Origin of the sequence: Belliella calami (assembly GCF_022549695.1) — a bacterium.
Classification (GTDB): domain Bacteria; phylum Bacteroidota; class Bacteroidia; order Cytophagales; family Cyclobacteriaceae; genus Belliella; species Belliella calami.
The window spans coordinates 75,792-100,973 of record NZ_JAKZGS010000011.1 but is presented as its reverse complement, the minus strand read 5'-3'; the positions used below and the strand labels follow the sequence as shown (position 1 = coordinate 100,973).

Annotated in this window: 22 protein-coding genes and 1 tRNA gene; 12 read left to right on the top strand and 11 right to left on the bottom strand. The window is 36.8% G+C overall.

Going from position 1 to position 25,182, the window contains the following annotated elements; translation table 11 throughout:
- Positions 1 to 335: 335 nt before the first annotated feature.
- The 7 genes from MM236_RS13425 to MM236_RS13395 form a co-directional block, all read right to left on the bottom strand.
- On the bottom strand, positions 336 to 1,280 hold the full coding sequence (locus MM236_RS13425; protein ID WP_241275500.1) for a DUF4097 family beta strand repeat-containing protein: 945 nt from the start codon (positions 1,278 to 1,280) through the stop codon (positions 336 to 338).
- Between the two features lie 10 nt (positions 1,281 to 1,290).
- A complete protein-coding gene (locus MM236_RS13420) occupies positions 1,291 to 2,094 on the bottom strand; it encodes a hypothetical protein (RefSeq protein WP_241275499.1) in 804 nt (267 codons plus the stop codon).
- A gap of 47 nt (positions 2,095 to 2,141) precedes the next feature.
- Positions 2,142 to 3,167 (bottom strand): hypothetical protein, encoded by a 1,026-nt coding sequence (locus MM236_RS13415; protein WP_241275498.1) that lies wholly within the window; start codon positions 3,165 to 3,167, stop codon positions 2,142 to 2,144.
- Between the two features lie 20 nt (positions 3,168 to 3,187).
- A complete protein-coding gene (locus tag MM236_RS13410; RefSeq protein WP_241275497.1) occupies positions 3,188 to 3,937 on the bottom strand; it encodes a hypothetical protein in 750 nt (249 codons plus the stop codon).
- Positions 3,930 to 4,499, bottom strand: a complete 570-nt coding sequence (locus MM236_RS13405; protein WP_241275496.1) for an RNA polymerase sigma factor — start codon at positions 4,497 to 4,499, stop codon at positions 3,930 to 3,932. The genes MM236_RS13410 and MM236_RS13405 overlap by 8 nt, the downstream gene beginning before the upstream one ends.
- Before the next feature lie 226 nt (positions 4,500 to 4,725).
- Positions 4,726 to 4,923, bottom strand: a complete 198-nt coding sequence (locus tag MM236_RS13400; protein ID WP_241275495.1) for a hypothetical protein — start codon at positions 4,921 to 4,923, stop codon at positions 4,726 to 4,728.
- A gap of 238 nt (positions 4,924 to 5,161) precedes the next feature.
- A complete protein-coding gene (locus MM236_RS13395; RefSeq protein ID WP_241275494.1) occupies positions 5,162 to 5,839 on the bottom strand; it encodes a ComEA family DNA-binding protein in 678 nt (225 codons plus the stop codon).
- 234 nt (positions 5,840 to 6,073) lie between these two features.
- Here MM236_RS13395 and hemA point away from each other — a divergent pair, with 234 nt between their 5' ends.
- From hemA to MM236_RS13370, 5 genes are all read left to right on the top strand, one after another.
- Complete coding sequence (hemA, locus tag MM236_RS13390) at positions 6,074 to 7,345, top strand: glutamyl-tRNA reductase (RefSeq protein WP_241275493.1); 1,272 nt, start codon at positions 6,074 to 6,076, stop codon at positions 7,343 to 7,345.
- Positions 7,346 to 7,569: 224 nt separating this feature from the next.
- Positions 7,570 to 9,141, top strand: coding sequence for a WG repeat-containing protein (locus tag MM236_RS13385; RefSeq protein WP_241275492.1), 1,572 nt, complete (start codon positions 7,570 to 7,572; stop codon positions 9,139 to 9,141).
- Between the two features lie 28 nt (positions 9,142 to 9,169).
- Positions 9,170 to 9,931 (top strand): UDP-2,3-diacylglucosamine diphosphatase, encoded by a 762-nt coding sequence (locus tag MM236_RS13380; RefSeq protein ID WP_241275491.1) that lies wholly within the window; start codon positions 9,170 to 9,172, stop codon positions 9,929 to 9,931.
- The gene (locus MM236_RS13375) at positions 9,928 to 10,758 is read left to right on the top strand and encodes a hypothetical protein (protein WP_241275490.1); all 831 of its coding nucleotides are present in this window, start codon (positions 9,928 to 9,930) and stop codon (positions 10,756 to 10,758) included. The genes MM236_RS13380 and MM236_RS13375 overlap by 4 nt, the downstream gene beginning before the upstream one ends.
- A gap of 117 nt (positions 10,759 to 10,875) precedes the next feature.
- Positions 10,876 to 11,286, top strand: a complete 411-nt coding sequence (locus tag MM236_RS13370; protein WP_241275489.1) for a T9SS type A sorting domain-containing protein — start codon at positions 10,876 to 10,878, stop codon at positions 11,284 to 11,286.
- 56 nt (positions 11,287 to 11,342) lie between these two features.
- Here the strand turns inward: MM236_RS13370 and MM236_RS13365 are convergent, their stop codons facing one another.
- Complete coding sequence (locus MM236_RS13365; protein ID WP_241275488.1) at positions 11,343 to 11,771, bottom strand: FKBP-type peptidyl-prolyl cis-trans isomerase; 429 nt, start codon at positions 11,769 to 11,771, stop codon at positions 11,343 to 11,345.
- Positions 11,772 to 11,980: 209 nt separating this feature from the next.
- On the opposite strand from MM236_RS13365, the gene MM236_RS13360 reads away from it, so the two are divergent.
- The 7 genes from MM236_RS13360 to MM236_RS13330 all read left to right on the top strand — a co-directional run bounded on the left by MM236_RS13360 (position 11,981) and on the right by MM236_RS13330 (position 21,897).
- Entirely contained in the window at positions 11,981 to 13,363 is a 1,383-nt protein-coding gene (locus MM236_RS13360; protein WP_241275487.1) for a sigma-54-dependent transcriptional regulator, read from the top strand.
- Complete coding sequence (locus MM236_RS13355; RefSeq protein ID WP_241275486.1) at positions 13,353 to 14,696, top strand: sensor histidine kinase; 1,344 nt, start codon at positions 13,353 to 13,355, stop codon at positions 14,694 to 14,696. The genes MM236_RS13360 and MM236_RS13355 overlap by 11 nt, the downstream gene beginning before the upstream one ends.
- A 395-nt stretch (positions 14,697 to 15,091) precedes the next feature.
- Positions 15,092 to 15,964 carry a UDP-2,3-diacylglucosamine diphosphatase gene (locus MM236_RS13350; RefSeq protein WP_241275485.1) on the top strand — a complete coding sequence of 291 codons (873 nt, stop codon included), beginning with the start codon at positions 15,092 to 15,094 and terminating at the stop codon, positions 15,962 to 15,964.
- Between the two features lie 3 nt (positions 15,965 to 15,967).
- Positions 15,968 to 17,110, top strand: a complete 1,143-nt coding sequence (locus MM236_RS13345) for a glycosyltransferase family protein (RefSeq protein ID WP_241275484.1) — start codon at positions 15,968 to 15,970, stop codon at positions 17,108 to 17,110.
- 164 nt (positions 17,111 to 17,274) lie between these two features.
- Positions 17,275 to 19,944 (top strand): MGH1-like glycoside hydrolase domain-containing protein, encoded by a 2,670-nt coding sequence (locus MM236_RS13340; RefSeq protein ID WP_241275483.1) that lies wholly within the window; start codon positions 17,275 to 17,277, stop codon positions 19,942 to 19,944.
- Positions 19,919 to 20,518, top strand: a complete 600-nt coding sequence (gene rnhB / locus MM236_RS13335) for a ribonuclease HII (RefSeq protein ID WP_241275482.1) — start codon at positions 19,919 to 19,921, stop codon at positions 20,516 to 20,518. The genes MM236_RS13340 and rnhB overlap by 26 nt, the downstream gene beginning before the upstream one ends.
- Positions 20,519 to 20,613: 95 nt before the next feature.
- Positions 20,614 to 21,897, top strand: a complete 1,284-nt coding sequence (locus MM236_RS13330) for an ATP-binding protein (protein ID WP_241275481.1) — start codon at positions 20,614 to 20,616, stop codon at positions 21,895 to 21,897.
- Positions 21,898 to 22,023: 126 nt separating this feature from the next.
- Here the strand turns inward: MM236_RS13330 and MM236_RS13325 are convergent.
- The 3 genes from MM236_RS13325 to lepA all read right to left on the bottom strand — a co-directional run bounded on the left by MM236_RS13325 (position 22,024) and on the right by lepA (position 25,077).
- Positions 22,024 to 22,106: transfer RNA gene (locus tag MM236_RS13325), tRNA-Leu, on the bottom strand.
- Positions 22,107 to 22,203: 97 nt separating this feature from the next.
- Positions 22,204 to 23,091: a bifunctional 5,10-methylenetetrahydrofolate dehydrogenase/5,10-methenyltetrahydrofolate cyclohydrolase gene (locus MM236_RS13320; protein WP_241275544.1), complete on the bottom strand. Its 888-nt coding sequence runs from the start codon at positions 23,089 to 23,091 to the stop codon at positions 22,204 to 22,206.
- A 192-nt stretch (positions 23,092 to 23,283) separates the two neighbouring features.
- Positions 23,284 to 25,077, bottom strand: coding sequence for a translation elongation factor 4 (lepA, locus tag MM236_RS13315; RefSeq protein ID WP_241275480.1), 1,794 nt, complete (start codon positions 25,075 to 25,077; stop codon positions 23,284 to 23,286).
- Between the last annotated feature and the right edge of the window lie 105 nt (positions 25,078 to 25,182).

Below are 25,182 nucleotides of genomic sequence, written 5' to 3'. Positions count from 1 at the left end.
TCTCAAAGTTTAGATGATACTCTTTTAACCTTGAAGACAATTGAAAAATAAATATACACTCTTCGATCAAAAAGCAATTAACTCTCCGACTTATTTATTGATTTATAGTTTATGTAAACACTCCTTTGCTAAAAGGTATGTCTTGATGAAGTGAAGTTAAATTTCTGACGTTATTACCAGCCTCAATAATACTCAGGCCAATTCTTTAGACTGGTATTTGAAATGATTTTCAGCAATCTTTAATCTCTTGATTTGGAAAAGAGTTTTATCAAAAGAAAAAAGCACAAAAAACACCAATGTGTTTCCCGTGCTTTTCTAAAAAAACTTATGAAGTATTAATTCTCAATAGAAATGGAACCTGAACTCACAGAACCATTGACCATATTTGGAGATCCATTGTTTATTTGCAAGGTTTTCCCTTTTCGTTGATCCCCTACTCTCAATGAACCTGAGGTAGCTTTCAAGTTATAATTGTAATCATTCAGGTTGGAATCTGTATAGATTTTAATACTTCCCGAAGAAGCTTTAAGATTAGTCATAGCACTTAATCCTGATTTCTCAGCTTTTACAGATCCAGAAGAGATTGATACATTTCCTATTTGCGCTACATTTGACAATTTTGCATTTCCAGAGCTTACAGATAAAGATAATAATCCTTCTACATTGTTTGCCTTAAAGCTTCCGCTTGAAAAAGACACATCAGCATCCCCAAATAAATCAGAAAGATTGGCAGTTCCAGAACCCATTGATAGTTTGATGTAGCCATTGACATCCGATATATCAACCCTTCCAGAACCTGCACTTGTTTCCAAATTCCCACGAATATTAGCAACTTCCAAATGACCTGAACCTACCTTTAAAGAAGTTAATTCTGAGGACACCCTATTTATCTTGATTTTCCCTGATCCGCCATTCATACTAAGCTGAATATTTTCAGGACCTTTTATTTTAATATGCCCTTTCGTTTGATTAGACCCCCAGCTGGTATTTCTTAATCCGTTTTGTTGATAAGAAATCTTCAACACTTCTCCCAATGTCACGAAAACTATATCCTGACCGTCTTGGGTTGACTCCAAATATGCCTCAACAGACACTACACTCATATTTGGATCACCGATATATTCCACTTCCAAGGATGAACTACTAATTTCCAACCTATTGATTGCTTCAAATGACTTTTTGGTGTCCACCAAGACTTGCATTTGAGCGTATAGCTCAGAGGTATTTGACATCATCAAAACCCCTATGATCAAATAGATACTGATTTTTATAGTTTTCATATTTGCTTCTTTATAAAATTAAACCAAAACTCAATGCATTTACTCTAGGCCCTTTGTCTTTTTCAAAGAACTCGTTGAAATCATAATTTACAAACAAATCAACATTTGATACTCCTAACACGACTCTTCCTCCATATCTGAAATTGTTTGCGTACATATTAGACTTTTCAAACAGTTTTCGAGATCTCCCATTTGGATCATCATACACAAACTTCCCTCTACCGCCTATCCTAAGACCAGCATAAGGACCTACACCAAATCTAAATTTACCGTTGCTGCTATGCAAAATTGGAATCAAACTTATATTGAAATAAGAAGCGGAAATCTTTGATTTGGTACCTACACCTCCGTTGAAATCTTGGAATTCAATACCATCTATCTCTTTTACTGCGATAAGATTTCTATCCTCGAATTTGAAATTGTACCAACTCACACCTATAGAAGGGTTCAAAGAAAAGTTTTTACCAAACTTGTATTGATGCTGATAATTGATCCCTACATTCCAACTTCCCCATGGTTTCACAGTGGGTGCGGTCTCATCATTGACCCAAGTATTGATTCCCAAATCAAGACTAAGTGACCTTTGATATCTTTTTACTTTAGGAGGTTTCGAATTGTAAAAATCAGGATTCGTGTTTTCAATTGTGAATGTTTTATCCTTATATCTTTCATAATGCCATTCATTGCCAAATAGCTTAAAATCTTTCGACTTCACTATTTCCTTTTTCTCAACAGCCTCTTTTTCTTCTTCTTGCGCAAAGGAATTCCCAAAAAAGAGTATTCCAAAACATAGTATCAATAATATCTTTTTCATTTTTTTTTAGCTTAAATCTCTCTTTCAAATGATTTTAAAATTGCTTGTTAAAATATCACTCCAAAAGTGATCGGATGCAGTTCTGGTCCTCTTCCATCTTGGAATAAAGTATTCATGTCATAGGTTGAGAAGAAATTGAACCTTCCTACTCCTACTTCTCCCCTTACACCATATCTGAAGTTATTGAGATAGACACCTGTGTTTTGTTTGGCTTTTCTTCGTCCCCCACCATCTAGTTCTCTATATACAAACTTGCTTCCTCCACCTAACCTGTAGCCTACATATGGCCCTGCAGCGAGTCTTACACCTCTTTTTCCATTATCATTCATCTTTCCAAAATCTATTTTCAAAAGAGTTTGGGCTGTAAGATATGATGCCGATATTTTACTTTTGATTCCATTGACGTCATTTCTTTGAAGAAAATCAATTTCATCATTTCCTCTAACAGCCTGGAAATCCCTGTTTTCAAATTTGAAATTGTACCATTGTACTCCCAAACCAAAGTCCCAATAAAAACCTTTTGCCAATCTTTGAGACGCCATCCAATTCAACCCAACATTCCAACTTCCCCAGCCTTTCGTTGCGAATGGATCACTTGAAGAAGGAAAATTCCCACTTCCATCCAAGTAAGTATTGATACCTAGATCCAAATTGAAATATGTTCTGAATGGAGGATCTTTACGCTTCTTTGGACCTGTTTCCACCTTGATTTTAGTATTTCCTCCAGACTCATCGACGATCACTTTATACCTCCCTACCGACACTTCTGTCTCAGGCCCGTCTTCCCTTACTCTTACGACCTCTTTATTTCCTGATTTGTTTTTGATTTCTACTACCGTAAGCTCTCCAGTCTCTTCATTCAGTTGCAAATCCAACTCTTTGACTATCTGATTGATATTCATTGACTTTAATCTTTCAAAATCTTCCTTGTTGTCAACTATCAACACAACTTTTCCAGACTTCCCAAACTCTACAATGATACTATCCTTCTCAGCGTGAAGTGAATTATGATTTCCTCCGAAAGCAAGGCTTACAATGGCCATCAAGCTAAATAATAACAAATATTTTTTCATGTTTCTGTGATTCTAAAATATTACTTACTTCTTTCTTTTTTGGAGGTAATTGAGGCAAACAGATTGTTTTTTGCATCCTGCAGTTCTGCAAATCCCTGATCTACCTTACTCAAAATCCCACCGATTTTTTCCACTTTGTTTTCAATTCCGTCGATAAATCCAGATTTTTCTGGTTCTGAATCTGCAATCCCTTTACTCACAATTGTGATTTTGTAAGATACTTCTGGCTCTTCAAGTTCTTCAACAGACTCGTTTATCGCCACTGATTGATCCAAATCCAATTCTGGAATTTCAATTTCCGGTAGTAACTCTACCACTATCTTTTGAGGAGCTTTAGTGTTTTCTGCAAACAATTCTTTTGGCGATTCCTGTTTTCCAATTTGGTTTTGCTGATTGACTTCCTTTTTAATCTTCTTTGGTTTTTGGATGTCCTTTGTTTTCTCTTCTTGCGGAACTGATTCTGTGGCCTTTACTTCCACTTCCTCTTTCTCCATTTCTAGCGTATTTTCTTCTTCAACTTGATCCTTGTTGACTTCCGCCACCTGAGGCGCTTCAGGTGCCATTTCATTTGACAAAAACCACCCCACATACCCAAGTCCCAAAAGCAGGATTATTGATGCAGCAATTTTCAGAAAAGGATAATATCCACTTTTCTTGTTTTTTGGGAGCTTACTTTCTAATCTCTCCCAAGCAAGTTGTGATGGTTTTACTTCATGGTTTGAGAGCTTATTCCTAAATAGCTCATCAAAATCTCTATCTTCATTAGCCATTGATTCTCCTTTCTTTAAGTTGTTGTTCGGCTATTTTTTGTTTCAATAAATTCCTAGCTCGATTTAATTGTGACTTGGAAGTACTCTCTGTGATACCTAGTAGATCTGCTATTTCAGAATGACTATATCCTTCTATTGCATAAAGGTTAAATACCGTTCTGTAACCCGTAGGAAGTTCTTCTATCAATTCCATAAGATCATCCGCTTCAAGGCTATTCAATTCATATTGATGATTCACGAAATCTGATCCTTCTTCCATATTGACTTCCATGCTGAGGTTTTTATTATTCCTCAAAGTCAAAAGTGATTGGGTAACTATGATTCTTTTCATCCAGCCTTCGAAACTTCCTTTTGATTCATATTGATCCAGCTTTTCAAATATTTTCATAAAAGACTCAATCATCACATCCTCTGCTATCTCTCGATCTTTTGTATATCGAATCGCAATAGCGAAAAACTTGCTTGAATATCTCTCATACAAATGCTGCTGCGCTTTCCGCTCTCCTTTGAGGCAACCTTCGATGATGTCAGATTCAGAATTAAAAGTTTTTCTTGTGAACATGCTTTTTTGTGGCTTTCAAATAGGTAGATACAGAATTGTAAAAATAGGTTGCATGGGTTGTGAAAAAAAGTTAAAAAAAATATAAGCACCCCCAATGATGCGTAATAGGCAAGAAGAGACTTTAAATATTATAAATACTCAAAGTCTAAATCAAAATCCATTTCTAAGGTAGATTCCTAACTCTAAAGCGAGAATCAAGGAGTAAAATGGCTTCTTATCATATTTTTCAATATTTGACATTTCGAGAGACTTCTACCCAATATTTATCAATTACTTTTATCGAAAATTCAAAACAGCATTGATAGTATCCTCCATTATAATCCATCATCGAATGGGTCTGATACACAAAATTGTAACCAATCATCAAAAGATAATTTTTTGAAACCTTTGCATGATCACCATATTTGTTGTGAATAACCATCAAAATCTCTCTGTTTTGTTTCTGTATTTTAGGAATTAAGGAGAACAGGTTAAGATCGTTATCCTTTTTTTTGTCGTTGAAATGTGCACTTCTACATTGATCACAACAATACCTTTTGTCCGAACGACCCAAAATTGGTCGCATGCAAGTCGGATTCATACATTTTCTTTCCATTTTTATAAAAAATTAAAAATCAAAAATATTTTAATTAAACAGTTTGCCTAAGTAATTAACTACCTAGTCAAAATTCTAAATAAGGTTTCACTCTATCTATCCATTCCTGACTGAATATCCTCACCTTCAGCAAATCTTCTGATTGCTGATAATCCCCATGCTGTTCTCTGTATGCCACAATTACTTTGGCACTTCCATAATTAATATATGGATGCTTAGCTAGGGTTCCGACATCAGCAGTATTGATGTTGATTTTGGTCTTGATACCAGGTTGGAATTCAAAATACTCAAATACCCTTTCGAGGACTTCAGGAGTCAATCCATATACATCTAACAACTGATCTTTGTGATGCATCCCGCCTATTGCATCCCGAAACTTGACAATCCTACCAGCTGTAGCCGACCCTATGCCAGGGACAATCTGCAGAACGATAGAATCTGCTTCATCAAACAATATTTTGTTGAGCTTAGGTTGGTTTCTTTTTTGGTAACTTGGCTTTGACTTACTGGAATCTTGATTGATATAACTGACATTCAATCGACTCCAGCCAGCAATTTCCAAACTATCCATCTTCTTAAGGTAGGTCTCATACTCCAAACCCTTCCTTTTCTCTATTATTCTACTATGCACGACAGGAACTGCATATAGGACTGCCAAGACAGGCAAAAGCAACACAAAACCTCTAGACTCCCTATTCGTAAATCCAAAAGTGTTTTTTAGAAAAAACTTAATTTTTGATACCATAATTGATTCTGTAAAAGTTAATCCAAAAATTTAAATCCAATTTGGTGTTATAGATCGTATCTATGGTACATAAGTTAATAAGATTGGCATTACAATCCAAGAATGCCGATATTTGTGGAAGAAAAAAAGATTTGAAACACCTTATTTAGACAGGTTTTAAATTGCAATCTGATTATTCAAAATTTTCTTTTGCTACGCTTTATAAATTAAATTTGTACCCGAAAGTCAATAAAAATGCAAAACAAGTTTAGAGCAATAAGTTTATCACATAAAAGTGCTCCAGTAGAGATAAGGGAGATCATCGCTTTAGACGAAGGTTCTATCCATGCACTTTTGGTGAAATTAAAAGATTTTTTCAGTGTTACCGACACCCTGATCCTATCCACTTGCAATAGGACTGAGATTTACTATTCACATGATTTAGACCTCAGTTCGGAGATCATCAAGCTGATTGGATTAGAAAAGGGTATTACCACAATCATCAATTATTTAGAATATTTCAAAATATTCAATAACGATAGAGAAGCTATCAACCATCTTTTCAAAGTTTCTATGGGACTTGAAGCGCAGGTCGTAGGCGATATGCAAATCTCAAACCAAGTAAAGCGAGCATACCAAGCATCTGCTGATCTTAATTTAGCAGGTCCTTTTCTTCACAGATTGATGCATACGATTTTTTTCACCAACAAAAGAGTCGTGCAAGAAACAGCTTTCAGAGATGGAGCGGCTTCTGTTTCTTATGCTGCAGTCGAACTGATCGAAGAATTGACTTCAAATATTTTTGAACCAAGGATTCTGTTGATAGGTGTAGGCGAAATCGGGGAAGATGTAGCCAAAAACATGGTTCATCTACCAAATGCGAAAGTGACGATCACTAATAGGACCTTTGAAAAAGCTCAAATATTGGGTTCAGAAATGGGGTTTGATGTCATTCCTTTTGAAAATGTCATCGAAGCAATGAAAGAGTCAGATGTCATCATCTCCTCTATCATGAAGTCAGATCCATTCATTACAAAAAATCTAGTCAAGTCATTCGACATATCCAGTTACAAATTGTTTGTGGATCTTTCTGTTCCGAGAAGCATTGAGACATCTATAGAAGATGTACCCGGTGTCTTGCTTTATAATGTAGATAACATTAGAAGCAAAGCTTCAGAAACTTTGGAGAATAGACTGGCGGCAGTACCGAAAGTAGAGCAAATCATTGTAGAAAGTATAGATGAGTTTTACAATTGGAAAAAAGAAATGATGGTCTCTCCTACTATCAACAAGTTGAAAAATGCTCTAGAGCAAATTCGACTTGAAGAAATGGAAAGGTTCCTAAAAAATGCAGACCAAAAAGAAATAGATGTAATTGACAGGATCACAAAAAGTATGATGCAAAAAATACTCAAAGTACCAGTAGTACAACTTAGAGCTGCATGTCAAAGAGATCAAGCAGATAATATGATCGAAATCTTATCTGACCTTTTTGATTTGGAAAGAATCAGTGAAAAAAAATCTTGATTATCTGTTTTACACCAATAGATGATTTTTCTTATAAAATCATGCAGATAATAGACGACTTTGGACTTACGACAGTAGATGAATTCAATGCATGTCCCTAGTTAATGAGGATATTAATTATGGAGGCAGTTACGCATACAAAAATAGATGTCATAAATGACATCTATTTTTTTTTTGAAATACAGTTCTAAAAGCCTTATTTTACTTTTCAATTTACTTTAAACATGAAATTAAATTATTATTCTAAAAAGTTCTTTTTGATATTGAGTTTACTTTTCCCAAGTCTTGGGTTTAGCCAAACTTGGGAAATTTACGATCAAAATTTAACGTTAAAATCCAGGATTTCGTACGACCAAATCAAAATCTTGGGAGAAACTGTACGGATCAGTACAGCTAATAATCAATTACGCTTGCTGAGTAAAGAATATCGACCATTCTTAGATTTGAAGGGAGAATCTGTACATCAATATTTGGAGCCTTGGCTAATTGTCAAAGGACCGAATGGTTTGGGAGCATTTCATGAATATGGGGAGGAGATTTTTGCCCCTGAATATGATGATATCCAGGTATTCTATACCAGATTGCTTGCCAAGAAAGGAAAAGATTTCTGGGTTTATGATAGAATGAAAAGATCAATAGAAATGATTGGTTCTTTCGAAAATGCCATTCTTACAAAAAACGGTCAAGTCATTGCCAAATCTGAAAACGGATATTCATTGCCTATATCTGCCAATCCCTATAAAACTTTTGACGATCTCAGAGAAATAAATGAAAACTTTATAATATCCCATGAAAGCACAGGTTATGGACTGATCAATAGAGAAGGGAAATATATTCTCGAACCAATTATTGACGAAATGACATATTTGGAAGATGACTATTTTTACGCATACGACGGCAGCCAATATATGCTTATCCATGCACGAGAAGAACGAGCTGACATCAAATACACCAGTTACCATAAAATCACTTTGGAAAACACCATGATGCTAGAATACATTCATGGCAAACTCCGCAGGGTGATGAAAAAAGATGGGATATTACTGGATATGACTGGAATGGAGAAAGTAAAACTAGTAGGAAAAGAAAAATACAATGTATATTCCAGAGAAAACAAGATAGGTTTATTGGGAATCAATGGATGGGAAGTCACTCCATCTATCAATATCGAAGGTATATTTCCAGGGAATGAAAACCTTTACCCCTCTATAAAATCAGGTAAATTTGGTTTTATTGATAAAAATGGGTCTTGGGTGATCCAAAACGGATTCGACGAAGCCCTACCCTTTTATGAAGGCTTAGCCGCTGTCAAAAACGGGGGAAAATGGGGCTTCGTCAACAAACAAGGCGAGATGACTGTGGCCAACGAATATGATGGCGTCACCCGATATAACCAAGGATTTGCGATAGCACAGAAAAACGGAAGCAGTTATCTAATTGATAAAAGTGGAAGCATTTTGACTGACAAAGGATATGATCGCGTTTCTCTCCTTCCTGACTACTATTACATTACGGAATCAAACGGAGTTTTTGGATTGATAAATTCACTGGGGCAAGAAGTAGTAGAGCCGCAGTTTGACGAATTGAGAAAAGAAAATGCAAACATGATCCTTGTTCGTAAAGGTGATAAATACGGGGTAATCGACGAGAGTGGAAACTTCGTTCTACCTATTTATTACAAAAACATTCTTTTTGACAACACCTCAAAATTGATCTTGGCAGAAGACACCTATACAATACCAGAAACCGAGACAGACAAAAAGGATAAAGGAAACAGAAAAAGGAAAGCCGATTAAGACAATTCTTACTCCTGAACCACATAGCATGAACATACAGTTGCATCAGAAAAAAGTGTTTTTTGCCTCAGATTTTCATCTTGGAGCTCCAAACGAAACTTCAAGCACAATCCGAGAAAAAAAAATCATCAGATGGCTCAATTCCATAGAAGATGAAGCTGCTGCAATTTTTCTTGTTGGCGATATATTCGATTTTTGGTTTGAATATGATAAGGTTATACCTAAGGGATTTATCCGCTTTATGGGGAAAATCGCAGACCTAAGAGATAAAAATATACCCATAGTTTTTTTTACAGGCAACCACGATCTTTGGATGAAAGATTACTTTACCAAAGAATTGGGAATTCCAGTCTATCATCATCCAATCGAAATGGAGATAGAAAACAAAAAATTCTTGATCGGACATGGCGATGGATTAGGACCTGGAGATGAAACGTACAAGATCCTGAAAAAACTATTCACAAACCCTTTTTGTAAATGGCTGTTCAAATGGCTTCACCCTGACTTAGGCATGAGAATCGCACACAAATGGTCAAGCAACAGCCGACTTGCAAACAACAATAAGAACGAACATGAATTCAAGGGAAATGATGAATGGCTTTGGGAATATTGTAAAGAAATGGATAAAAGACAACATTTCGATTACTACATTTTCGGTCATAGGCATTTGCCTTTAGAATTGGAAGTAGGTAAATCTTCAACTTACATCAACCTTGGAGAGTGGGTAAACCAAAACACTTTTGGTGTCTTCGATGGAGAAAAAGTGACACTAAAAACTTTTGACAAATGAGGAGGTCTTATTTGATTTTTATCTTTTCAATTTTTTGCATTCAATGGAGTGTAGCGCAAAGTGAGCATTGGAAAAAGCCATTAGAAATTAAAATCGATAGACTTAGCCAAGTATCATTTGACAATCAAGGTTTTATATTTGTCACAAATCAAGAAGGGAATATCTATCAATATGATGGAAATGGTGAATTATTGAACAATTTCTCCCCATCAAGACAGGGGAAAATTGATCAAATTGAAGCCGCTTGGACAGTCAATATTTTTACTTTTTCGGTTGATTTACAAGAATACAGGATCCTTGACAGATTTCTGAATCCTATATCCGAAAACATAATCCAACAAAAAGATATTAGCCTTGCCCGAGCAGCGACACTTGGAAACAACAATATAATTTGGATATATGATGAGTCAGATTTTAGCCTAAATCAGTATGACCACAGAAGGAACCAGATCTTACAAAAACAGCCATTAAACTTAATTCTCACAAGTTCAATTTTGCAGATTCAAGAAATCAAGGAGTATCAAAACCTTGTGTTTTTAAAAATCAAGGATGAAGGTATCACAATTTTGGATAATCAGGCAAACTTCATCAAGACAATGAGCATAGTTGATGAACAAAGATTAAGTTTTTGGAAAGATAATCTGCTGACAGTACAACAGCAGACATTGAGTATCACAAACTATCAAAACGGTAAAAGTAGTGAATATAAAATCCCGGAATACCTTGATTCACACCAAGTACTCATATCTACGCAAACTGTAGTTTTTTACGACAAAGAATCGTTGTACATTTTTTCAAAAGCAAACACACCTCTTTCAAATCTATGATTGAGAAATAATTCAAAAAATTGTTAAATCCTTTCTAAAAACAATGATTAAATGGTTTGATTTTTGCAATTTTGCAAAAGTATGAATAAACCTATAGACCGCAAGTACATTTTTAACATGACACTTATATTCACAACATCCATGTTGTTGAATATGTCAATTGTTTCCAATGCACAGATTTTTAAAAAACGGACTAAGGTTGAAGCTGAAATTTCTTTCCCGGCAGATCTGAACAAAGAGCGGGTTTCATTTGACTTGAAAGCTGAAGGAATCAAAAAATTCTCGATCATTTTGGACAAAAAATCTGTTGAAATCACCAAAGTCAAAGTATTTGATACACTTGGAAATCTTCTTTTTGAAGATAGGATTATGCCTGAGGATAATGGTAAAAAATCTTATGATCTAAGCCACATCCAAAGCCAGCTTTTCGTAGTTGAAGTAGGGAATTCTAAATACAACATAACAAAAAGCATTTATGCAATTCCGCCAGGAAGCAAAAAGAGTGTAGATTCTCAAGTCAATGAATAAAAAAAGTCGCTGAAATTATCTTCCAGCGACTTTTTTTATCTTTTATCAAATTACAATCAATCGATTTCTACCAAAGTAATATCGAAAATCAAATCCTCACCAGCCAATGGGTGGTTAGCATCCAAAGTGATTTTTTCTTCATCAACAGCTACAACTTTCACCGGCATTGGCTGACCTTGAGGCCCTTGCAATGTCAAGTCCATACCTACTTCTGGAGAAATATCTGCCGGAACTTCCGCTCTCGGAATATCCACCATCATATCATCTCTTTTTTCACCATATGCCTCCTCAGAAGGGATAGTGACACTCTTGGCTTCTCCAATTTGCATACCGTGAACGGCCGCATCAAAGCCTTTAATCATATTTCCATCACCTAATACAAATTGAAGTGGCTCTCTATTTTCTGAAGAATCGAAAACAATTCCACTTTTCAATTTCCCTGTGTAGTGAACTTTTACCGAATTTCCTTTACTTGCTAATGACATATTTTATTTATTCTGTTTTGTAAAGTTCAAAGTTATGAATTTTTGATAGGGATTAAAACCAAAGTAATAATCATTTGAATTCTGTCCACTAATGACCATAAATTGTTCGTATTTGGACATTATTTATAGTAAATTTGCTCAATATGTTCAAAATCAGTCTGTTTTCCGAATGGCATCATTTTGAATACTAATATTGAAAAATCATTACCATGGAGAATCAGCAATTAGGAAAAATCCTCATCATTGACGACAACGAAGACTTGTTATTTGCAGCAAAAATGCATTTGAAAAAGTATGCGAAGGAAGTGACAATTGAAAAAGATCCAAGACGCATCCCATTTTTGGTCAACAACAACAGCTATGATGTGATACTTTTAGACATGAATTTCACTGAGGACACCACTTCCGGCAAAGAAGGGTTTCATTGGCTCACGCAAATCAAAGAAATAGACCCGAAAGCTGTTGTGATCCTGATTACGGCATTTGGGGATGTAGAAATGGCTGTAAAAGCACTCAAAGAAGGCGCTACAGACTTTATCCTCAAACCATGGCAAAACGAAAAACTACTCGCAACCCTTACCTCAGCTAGCCGACTCAAGGATAGCTATGATCAAGTAGATAAGCTCAATAAGAAACAAAAGCAACTCCAATCAGACCTCAAAAAGCCATATTCTGATATCATTGGGACAAGTGCTTCTATGAAAAATATTTTTTCTATAATCGACAAAGTCGCACAAACAGATGCCAATGTCTTGATATTGGGGGAAAATGGAACTGGAAAAGAACTGATAGCAAGAGCTATTCACGATAGGTCATTGAGAAAAGATGAGATCTTTGTCGGCGTGGATATGGGATCGATTACTGAGACTTTGTTTGAAAGTGAACTTTTTGGACACAAAAGAGGTGCCTTTACAGATGCAAAAGACGATCGAGCAGGTCGCTTTGAGATTGCCGACAATGGCACGCTTTTCCTGGACGAGATAGGCAACCTGAGCATGCCTTTACAATCAAAGCTTCTTACTGTTTTGCAAAAAAGGGAAGTAACTAGAATCGGTACAAACAAGGCTATCCCTGTAGATATCCGATTGATCTGTGCGACTAATATGCACGTACACGAAATGGTCATGGAAAATACCTTCCGCCAGGATTTGCTTTACAGAATCAATACAGTGGAAATATTTCTTCCTCCTTTGCGAGAAAGACAAGATGACATTCCACTATTGGCAGATCATTTTCTCAAAGTATATGCACAAAAGTACCGCAAAGAATTTCGAGGATTCAAATCTTCAGCCATGCAACTATTACAGCAATACAATTGGCCTGGAAACATTAGGGAGTTGCAACACGCAATTGAAAGAGCAATCATCATGGCTGAAAGTGACGAACTGGATAGCAGAGATTTCTTTTTCTTATCTTCAAAACCTACCAATGACAAAGTAGCTACTCCAGCTTCCTACAATTTGGATGAAGTGGAGAAAAATGTCATCCAGAAAGCAATAGACAAAAACGGCGGAAATATCTCAAAAGCTGCAAAAGAACTCGGCTTGACTAGAGCTTCACTATACAGAAGATTAGAAAAATATGGATTATAAAATCGGCTTGGTTGGCAGGATTATCCTGCTGGCCATATCATTATTTTTTCTTAGCTACTTTATCCTCAATGGCGCAGGGGTATTTGCTATCTCTCTTTTCATCATTTTGATAATGGCCCAGACGATCTTTTTTCTGAGTTATGCCGAAAGCTCCTTCAAGAAAGTCAGACTATTTCTGGACAATATAAAACAGGATGACTACACAAGTCTTTTCCCAGTGAAATTTGACGGTACAGAAACTGATGACTTGCACATAGAATTCAATGCTATCCTTGCCAAACTGAAAGAAGATCAAGCAGAGAAAGATGCCAATTACCAGTATTTCAGGTCTGTATTCCAGCATTTGAGCATTGGCTTAATTACCTTTGAAGAGGATGGAAAAATACAAATCCTCAACACTGCTGCCAAAAGAATGCTGAATATCACGCAGCTTCATAGCATTTCAGAGATCGAGGGAGTCAATAAAGAACTCCACCAAGCTATCCATAGTTTGAGGACAGGTGGAAGTGAATTGATCAAAATCGCCCACCCTGATGGAATCATGCAACTTTCTGTCTATGTCATAGAGTTGCTTATGCGAGATGTGAAAATCAAATTGGTATCTCTACAAAACATACAAAGTGAGCTTGAGGAAAAAGAGATGGAAGCTTGGCAAAACCTTGTCAAAATCCTAACCCACGAAATCATGAATTCGATCGCTCCAATATCTTCACTTGCAGCCACCATCAAAGGTGACATTGAACAAAAAATCGATGAAAATGCAAGCATTCCTCCAGATGACTTGGAAGATTACCTGATGGGTATAGGCACAATCGAAAAAAGAAGTGAGGGACTGATCAATTTCGTGAGTGATTTCAGAAGCTTGGCACATATCCCTACTCCAAAATTCCAAGTGATCAAAATCAAAAATCTATTTATGCAACTGGAAACATTGATGCAACACCAATTTGAATCCAATCAAATTCAAATAAAATGCAATGTCAATCCGAACGACCTAATCTTATTTGGAGATCAGAACTTAATAGAGCAAGTTTTAATCAACTTGATCCACAATGGCATTCATGCCATGCAAGATGCTATCACCAAGGTTTTATCACTAGATGCCTTCATTGACGAGTCTGGAAAAATAATCATCGAGGTATCTGACTCTGGAAAAGGAATAGAAGAAGAAGCCCTTTCAAAGATATTCATACCATTTTTCACTACAAAAAGCAAAGGATCCGGTATCGGCCTAAGTCTTTCTAAACAAATAATGAGAAGACATAAAGGAAATATCCAAGTCCGATCAAAACTAGGACAAGGCACTACTTTTAAGTTGATCTTCAATGCTTAAAAACAGCTTTCAGACATTTCTTTTCTGCTATAAAAATCTAGATCTGTCACACACAGACCAGAAGTTATTGACAAGTTGATTGTCTTTGGCAACTATTAAATACATTGTATTGCTTCCAAAATTGGCCGCCAAATCTACGTTGATTTCGAATATTGAGATATCTTCTGATAAATTATCAGAATCAACGGAAGATCTAAGCCTATAAATACCAAATGGTAGAATTAGTCATTAGAAAGTTCTTTTTTTAAGAAAAACCCAATATAATAGTTTTAATATTCGCTTAACTAAGAATTCACAATAGCCCATATAGTTGTGATAAACATCTCATTATCATAATATCAAATACATAATCAGTTCATATGCACAGTATATATTGCAAGCAAAACTGATAGACTTTGAAAACTCACTTCAAAACAATCGTTATCTCAGATGTTCACCTCGGAACCAAGGGATCAAAAGCAAAAGAGGCCTCAAGGTTTCTGAAGCAATACAGCTGTGACAATCTCATTTTAAATGGAGATATTATTGATGGTTGGCAGCTGAAAAAATCAGGTTCATGGAAAAGAAAACATACCAGATTTTTTAACAGAATGCTGAAGATGATAGAGCAAGAAAACACGAAAGTTTTCTATCTGAGAGGAAATCATGATGACTTTTTGGATCAAATACTTCCCTTGCAAATCGGCAACCTTTCCATTCTTTCTGACATGATCTATGAATCAAACGGCAAAAAATATTTTATCACTCATGGAGATATTTTCGACAGCATCACGACAAACTTACGTTGGATCGCCTATTTGGGAGATGTAGGGTACACATTTTTGTTATGGTTGAACCGATTGGTGAATTATCACAGGAGAAAAAGAGGTTTGGGCTACTTCTCATTGAGTCAATATGTCAAGGGAAAAGTAAAGTCTGCAGTATCCTATATAGACCAATATGAAGAAGAATTGGCAAAAATGGCAAGAGCCAAAAATTGTGATGGCATCATCTGCGGACATATCCACAAAGCAGAAAATAGAATCATCGATGGAATCGAATACCTCAATTCAGGTGATTGGGTAGAAACTATGAGCGCACTCGCTGAAGATCAAGATGGAAATTGGCAATTGATCTATTACAATGAAATGGACTTTAGCAAAAAGGATTATGATACGGACACTATTCAAATCATCCCTGAAAAAGGCGATTCTGAAATCGTAAGAGAACTTAAGACAGTAGCTTTCAACAAGCTAAGCGATGATTTCAATTCTCCAAACTTCCGGTAAGCAATGAAATTTCTATTCATAGTCCAAGGAGAAGGAAGAGGTCACATGACCCAAGCGATTGCCCTATCGCAGATCCTGAAAAACTTAGGACATGAACACGTTGCTACATGTATAGGAAAAAGCAAACGTAGAAAAATCCCTGATTTTGTTTTTCAAAACTTAAAAGGCCCAATATATCAAATTGAAAGTCCAAATTTCATCTCAGACAAAGAGAATAAAAAAATTCTTTTGGGAAAAAGTGTCTTTTTCAATCTTTTAAAGCTTCCGAATTTCCTCAATAGCCTCAAAGAAATAGATGAAGCTGTGACTTTTCACAAGCCAGACGTGATCATAAATTTTTATGATATTTTGGGAGGAATATACAAGTTGGTATATCGCCCAAAAGCTATATCATGGGTTATTGGACATCAATATTTGATATTTCATCCAGCCTTCCCTTATGAGAAGTCTTCATATTTAGAAAAGTTCCTATTTCAAATCAACACCAAAATAACTGCACTGGGAGCTGATAGGATTTTTGCATTGTCATTTCAAAAATATCCAGATACGCCTGATTCAAAAACTATAATTTTCCCTCCAATTCTCAGGGAGTTGATTTTTGATTTAAGACCTCAACAAGGAGATTTTATTTTGACATATATGGTAAATTCTGGTTATGGAGATGAAGTGATTCGCTTCGCAAAACAAAATCCAGAAATAAAGATCGAAGCATTTTGGGATAAAAAGGATTGTGAAAAGACATACCAAGCATTGCCAAACCTAGTTTTTCATCAAGTAGATGATAAGCTTTTTCTAGAAAAAATGGCATCATGTAGAGGACTTTTGAGCACTGCAGGATTTGAGTCTATTTGCGAAGCAATGTATCTGGGAAAGCCGGTCATGATGGTTCCTGTAGCAGGGCAATATGAGCAGGCTTGCAATGCTTTAGACGCCGTGAATTCTGGAGCAGGTATCAGGAATCACGAATTTGATTTCCGTTTTTTTCACAACTACCTAAACTCAAATGAGTACATCCCAACTCAAATGAAAAATTGGGTTGAAATGGTTTCAATTATTTTTAAACAAGAAATAGAAAAAGCTGAGTATAAGTTTGAGGGAATTGAAAATCAAAAAGATACCACCACAGCAGATTTTCAACCAATATAAAAGTGAAACAATTAAACTGCATAAAATTATGTTTCGGCCTTATATTGGATTTAAAACGATTTCGAGGATTTTTTTGTAATTTTTTCTAATATCAATCCTTTAAAAATCATAATCATCCCCTAGAAATTAGTAAATTTCGGTTTGTTAAATGGCAATCGAAGTTCATGAATATAGAAATACAAAGACTCAAAGAGGATCGAGAAAGAAAGAAACATTGGAAGAAATGGGGTCCTTACTTAACAGAAAGACAGTGGGGAACCGTTCGTGAAGATTATAGTAAAGATGGTTCTGCGTGGGAAAATGTAACACATGAAGATGCCCGTAGCAAAGCTTACAGATGGGGTGAAGAGGGGATCGCTGGAATATGTGACCATAAGCAAAAAACGTGTATCAGTTGGGCCTTTTGGAATGGAAAAGACCACATGATCAAAGAAAGGCTTTTTGGCCTTACTGGCAATCAAGGCAACCATGGTGAAGATGTAAAAGAACACTATTACTATCTTGATAGTACTCCTTCTCATAGCTATATGAAGATGTTGTACAAATATCCTCAAAACGAATTTCCATACGAGCACCTTGTCTATGAAAACCGAAAAAGGGGGAAAAGTGATCGAGAGTTTGAGTTAATAGACACCGGGATATTCGATGAGGACGCATATTTTGACATTTTTATAGAGTATGCAAAACAGGATGCAGAGGACATCATGGGCAAAGCGACTATTTTTAATAGAGGAAAAGAAGATGCCGAAATTTGGGTAATGCCTACCATCTGGTTTAGAAAGACTTGGTTTACAGGTCACGAACCTTTCATGCCAAAACTAAGCAAGATTGACGACAACAGAATCAAGGCTTTTACACCAAAAAACGGAAATTATTTCTTCACTTTTGACGGCAGCCCCGAATTAAAGTTTTGTGACAATGAAACAAATAGACAGCGCCTTTACCATATCCCAAATGAGAAAAAGTACCTTAAAGATGGGATCAATGATTATGTTGTAGATGGTGATGATTCCCACTTAAATCCTGAGAATTACGGAACAAAAGCGGCTGCTATCTACAAATTGAATATTCCTGCGGGCGAAAGCGTCGATGTCAAGTTTAGGATGATGCATCAAAGCTCGGAAGGCGCACTTGAGATTTGCGAGGAGATTTTGGAAGCGCGCAAAAAGGATGCTGAGGAATTCTACGGAGATATTCAAAAAACAATTGAAGATGAAGACCTTAAGCGAATCCAACGTCAGGCTTTTGCAGGAATGATGTGGGGCAAGCAGTTTTATTACTACAATGTAGAAAGATGGCTTGATGGTGATTCTGGGAGATATGTCCCACCCGTAGAACGGAAAAAAGGAAGGAACCACCATTGGAGACATTTGCAAAATTATGATATCATATCTATGCCTGACAAATGGGAATACCCATGGTATGCTGCCTGGGATTTGGCTTTCCATTGTATTCCTCTAGCGAGAGTTGATCCTGATTTCGCCAAAGACCAACTAATCCTGCTTTTGAATGAATGGTACATGCATCCAAATGGTCAGATACCTGCATATGAATGGAATTTTAGTGATGTCAATCCTCCTGTACACGCATATGCCGTCGAAAGAGTCTATCAAATTGACAAAAAGATGAATGGTGGAGTTGGTGACCAAGAGTTTCTCGAAAGAGCTCTTCACAAACTTATGCTAAACTTTACTTGGTGGGTCAATAGAAAAGATAATGACGGCAAAAACATATTTGAAGGTGGATTCTTAGGCTTGGATAATATCTCCTTGATCGACAGAAGTCACGCAGCCTTGTACAAAGGTAAGTTGGAGCAAGCTGATGCGACTTCTTGGATGGCTATGTTTTCCCTAAACCTGCTGAGAATTTCATTGGACCTTTGTGAGTTCAATAAAACCTATCAATTTACTGCTACGAAATTCCTTGAGCATTTTCTTTATATAGCAGGGGCGATGAACAATATCTCTGGTGAAAATATCAGTATGTGGGATGACGAGGACAATTTCTTCTATGATATTTTCCATGTCCCAGGAAAAGACCCTAAAGTCATGAAAGTAAGGTCGATAGTTGGTATTATCCCATTCTTTGCTGTAGAACCTATTCGGGAAGAAATGTTTGAAAATCTTCCTGAATTCAAGAAAAGAATGGAATTTTTCTTGAAAGAAAAACCAAAACTAGCTTCCTTAGTGACTAGCTGGACACTCCCTGGCCAAGACAAAAGAAGACTCTTTGCATTACTGAGAGGTCATAGAATGAAAAGTATTTTGCAGAAAATGCTTGATTCGGATGAATTCTTGAGTGAATTTGGCATCAGATCTTTGTCCAAGTTCCATGAGAAAAACCCTTACTCCATGCGCCTCAATGGTGACATAGCTACGATTTCTTATGTACCGGGAGAATCAGATTCCTTGATGTTTGGTGGAAACTCAAACTGGAGAGGCCCTATTTGGTTTCCTATCAATTACCTGATCATAGAATCCTTGAAGCGGTATGATTTCTACTATGGTGGGGAATTTTCCATAGAATACCCAACAGGTTCCGGGAATTACTTGACCATGGATTTGATAGCCAAAGAACTTTCTCACCGCTGTATGAAAATCTTCATGAAAGATGAAAATGGTCATAGGCCATTTAATGGTGACAACAAGAAAATCCAAGAAGATCCTCATTTTAAAGACCATATTCTCTTTTATGAATACTTCCATGGAGACAATGGCAGAGGACTGGGAGCTTCCCACCAAACTGGTTGGACAGGATTGGTAGCAGAGATGATATATAAATTCCATAAAACTGAAGAACGAGACGGTCATGCTTCTCCCCTATTTAGAATCTGACAGGCTTGAAGCTGGATGTGATGAAGTGGGTAGAGGATGCCTATGCGGACCAGTGGTGGCTGCCGCTGTCATCCTTCCGGAAGACTATGCTCATGAATTGATCAATGATTCTAAGAAACTCAGTAAATCTAACAGGGAGTCTCTGGTATTGGAAATAAAAAATAATGCCATAGCCTGGGCTGTAGCAGAAGCAAGCGTTGAGGAAATTGATCAAATCAATATCCTCAACGCTTCATTTTTGGCCATGAACAGGGCTATTGATTCTTTGACGGTCAAGCCAGCACACCTTCTGATAGATGGCAATCGATTCAAAACAAAAAGTGAAATCCCTTATAGCTGTATCATCAAAGGTGATGGCAAATACGCGAGCATCGCAGCAGCATCTATCTTGGCGAAGGTTTACAGAGATCAATTGATGTGCGACTTTTCAGAAACTTATCCTGGCTATGCTTGGGAAAGCAATGCTGGCTACCCAACCAAAGCCCATCGGGACGGAATCCGCAAAATGGGACTCACTCCGATCCACCGAAAGTCTTTTCGACATTTACCAGAGCAGATAAAGTTGGATTTTTAGATCAATGGTCAACAGATTGGCTATTCGCAGAGATAATTAGAGAAAAAATTCAGTTGTAGAAGAATAATTTGTATTTTTACACAAATTATTCGAGTATGGAAGAAAATTTTAAAGCTTTAGAGAAGTTCAATTTTTGGAATGGAAATGTTCCTCAACAGGGATTTTTGCGTATTGCTTATTTAGACAACATACTTGGTTTTTCCAACAACAAACTAGTTAAAGTACTTGTAGGGCAAAGACGGACTGGCAAAAGTTATATCCTACGACAAATAGCCAATAACCTTATAAAAAATGGAATCCTTCCTACCCAAATCTTTTATTTAAATAAAGAGTTTATAGATTTTGATTTTGTTAAGACCTACCAAGATTTGGAAATATTGATACAGCTGTATCTAAAGAACTTAAACCCAAATGGGAAAGTGTATTTATTCTTAGATGAAATTCAAAACATCGAAGGTTGGGAACGGCTTGTCAATTCCTATTCGCAAGATTTCACAGCAAACTATGAAATTTATATCAGTGGATCAAATTCAAAAATGCTCTCTGGTGAATTAGCTACCTTACTTTCAGGAAGGTATGTGAGTTTTGAAATTTTCCCATTCAGCTTCAAAGAATATACAGGAATCACACAGCAGGAAGCAAATAAATCTTCTTATATCAATTACATGCAGAGCGGTGGCTTACCTGAACTTTTTGAGCTACCCAATGAAGAAACCAAGAGACATTATATATCCTCTGTAAAAGACACTGTTTTGCTAAGGGACATAATCCAACGACACGCTATCAAAGACCCCAAATTATTGGAAGATGTGTTTGTCTATTTGGTAAATAATGCCTCAAATATGATGTCAATTAACAACATCACTAACTATTTAAAAAGCAGTGGGAGAAAAACAACTTTTGATACCATTGCCAATTACATTGGTTATATAGAAGATACCTTTTTGATCCATAAAGCAGAACGGTTTGACATCAAAGGAAAAGACACTATTGCTGGCAATGCCAAATACTATTGCAATGACCTTGCATACAAAAACTATCTATATAAAGGATTTGGATACGGAATCGGATACCAACTTGAAAATTTAGTTTATTTAGCATTGCGTCGATTAAATTTTGATGTATATGTAGGTGTGATTCCAAACAAGGAAGTAGATTTTGTTGCCAAAAAAGGGGACCAAACCCTCTATATACAATGTGCCTACCTATTGCATGACGAGACTACACTCAATAGAGAATATGCATCTCTGGAAGCTATAAATGATAATTACCCAAAAATAATTGTCTCTTTAGATGACGTCTCTTTGCCTCAAAAAAATGGAATCATCCATGCCCAAGCATGGGAATTTGAAGATCTAGCAATTCAAATTTCAACATAATTTAAAAACCACAGGAATTATCAAAATTTTACATCATGACGTTGATTTCATTCGCTATAACCTGTATTTTTTTTGAAATAAAATAAGACTTATAAAAAAAAGCCCCAATTGCTTGGAGCTTCTAAGTGCGCACGAGAAGATTCGAACTTCCACACCCGTAGGGCACCACCCCCTCAAGATGGCGTGTCTACCAATTTCACCACGTGCGCGTGATTGGTGAGCAAAAGTAGAAAGGAAACATTATCCGTGCAAATCAATTTTTAGATTTTTAGGCAGTTCCCCAGCTTTATGCTCACTGTCAATACTTTATTTTGAATATACTTTTCCTTCTGCTGCCAATAGCGTATTGTAAAGCAGGGAAGCTATGGTCATCGGTCCTACTCCACCTGGAACAGGAGTGATTGCTGAGGCTTTTTCCGATACCTCGTCGAACTTCACATCACCGATTAATTTGAACCCTGACTTCTTACTTGCATCTGCTATTCTATGGATTCCTACATCTATCACGGTAGCTCCTTCTTTCACCATATCAGCAGTTACAAATTCAGGTTTTCCGATCGCTACGATCAAGATATCGGCTGTTTTCGTGATTTCAGGAAGATTTTGAGTCCTGCTATGTGTCAAAGTAACAGTACAGTTGCCAGGGTATTCATTTCTCGCCATCAAAATACTCATAGGTGAACCTACAATATGGCTTCTTCCGATTACTACGCAATGCTTGCCTGATGTGTCGATTTTGTATCTTTTTAGCAATTCCACGATGCCATAAGGAGTTGCCGCTACATAAGCTGGCCATCCCAAAGTCATTCTTCCTACATTAGCTGGAGTGAATCCATCAACATCCTTTTCTGGCTTGATTTTATTCGTTACTTTTTCTACTGATATATGCTTAGGCAATGGAAGCTGAACAATCAAACCATCGATTGCTGGGTTTTCATTGATGTCAGCCACTACTTTCAAAAGCTCCTCTTCAGAAACATTTTCTTCCAAACGTACTAGTGTTGACTCAAAGCCTACCTGTTCGCAAGATTTTACTTTTGCTCCTACATAAGTCTGACTTGCACCATCATTGCCAACCAAAATCGCAGCCAAATGAGGAGTTTTCCCACCTTCTTGTTTGATTTCTGATACTCTTAGAGCAATTTCCGATTTAATTTCCTCTGAGGTCTTTTTACCGTCGATTAGAAGCATGATTTAATTTTAGATTTTTGATTGAATGATTTTGGGTTGGAAGGATATAAGGTTGGAAGGTTGTAAGGTTGTAAGGTTTGTAAAGACTTTCCTTAACTGTTTTAAACAAGCTTTAAGACCTTCGGGGTTTTTTAAAACCCCAAAGGTCTTGCGTATGTCTTGTGTCTTTCGTCTAACTTCTTGTGTCTTTAACAATTAATCTAGCTTCAACACAGCCATAAATGCTTCTTGTGGTACTTCTACGTTTCCAACTTGACGCATTCTCTTTTTACCTTTTTTCTGCTTCTCTAGGAGTTTACGCTTACGGGAAATATCACCCCCATAACACTTCGCCAATACGTTTTTACGCAAAGCTTTCACTGTTTCCCTGGCGATGATTTTTGTACCAATCGCTGCTTGGATTGCAATTTCAAACATTTGTCTTGGCACAAGTTCTTTTAATTTTTCACAAAGTCTTTTGCCCCATTCATAAGCTTTATCTCTATGTACAATCGCAGAAAGTGCATCTACAGGCTCACCATTAAGCATAACATCTAGGCGAACCATATGGGAAGGTTGATAACCCTTCAATTCATAATCCAAGGATGCGTAACCACGAGAAATTGTCTTCAACTTATCAAAGAAATCAAATACAATCTCTGCTAAAGGCATATCAAATTGCAATTCGACTCTTTCTGCTGTCAAATAAACTTGATTTTTAATCTGTCCACGTTTATCCATACAAAGCTGAATAACTGGCCCTACGTACTCTGAAGCTGTGATGATCGAGGCTTTGACAAAAGGCTCTTCTATATGCTTAAATCTGGTAGGATCAGGCATGTCAGATGGGGCATTGATGACTTCGTAAACATCATTGGTCATCAATGCTCTAAATTGCACTGAAGGAACCGTAGTAATCACAGTCATATCAAATTCACGTTCAAGCCTCTCTTGAATGATTTCCATGTGAAGCATTCCCAAGAACCCACAACGGAAACCAAAGCCCAAGGCTGCTGATGTTTCAGGTTCCCAAACAAGAGAAGCGTCATTGAGTTGCAATTTCTCCATGGAAGCTCTTAGCTCTTCATACTCGGTAGTATCTACTGGGTAAATCCCAGCGAAAACCATTGGCTTAACATTTTCAAAACCCTGTATGGCTTTTTCACAAGGGCGCTTGATATGCGTAATTGTATCACCAACTTTAATTTCTTTGGCTACTTTTACCCCAGAAATGAGGTAACCTACATTTCCAGCATACATGGTTTGCTGTGGGATTTGATTGAGTCCCAATATCCCAATTTCATCGGCTTCATACTCTTTGCCTGTATTGACAAATTTGATTTTATCACCTTTGCTGATAGTTCCGTTGAAAATCCTAAAAATCACCTCAACACCTCTAAATGGATTGTATACAGAATCAAAAATCATCGCCTGAAGCGGTGCTTCTATTTCTCCCTTTGGTGCAGGAATACGCGACACAACAGCTTTAAGAATATCATCAATTCCAATTCCAGTTTTACCAGATGCTAAAATAATATCCTCACGGTCGCAACCGATCAAGTCGATCACTTCGTCTGCCACTGATTCTGGATCAGCTCCTGGCAAGTCAATTTTATTCAAAACGGGAATGATCTCTAAATCATGTCCTAAAGCTAGATACAAATTAGAAATCGTTTGAGCTTCAATACCTTGTGAGGCATCAACTATCAACAATGCACCTTCACAAGCAGCTATCGAACGAGACACTTCGTAGGAGAAATCCACGTGTCCGGGAGTATCAATGAGGTTCAGCGTATATTCTTCTCCTTCATGCATGTATCTCATCTGAATTGCATGAGACTTTATGGTAATACCACGCTCTCTTTCGAGATCCATATTGTCCAACAACTGGTTTTGCATATCCCTATCCGCGACAGTATGGGTCTCTTGCAATAATCTATCCGCCAATGTACTCTTCCCATGATCAATATGGGCGATTATACAGAAATTCCTTATATTTTTCATATTCATTCAGGGGGCAAAAATAGGAAATTTTATGTGGATTTACAGCATATTCCGCTACTAAGGAGCAAGCTAGCTCCAAATTATTTTGATAAGCTGGACGAATTGTAATAA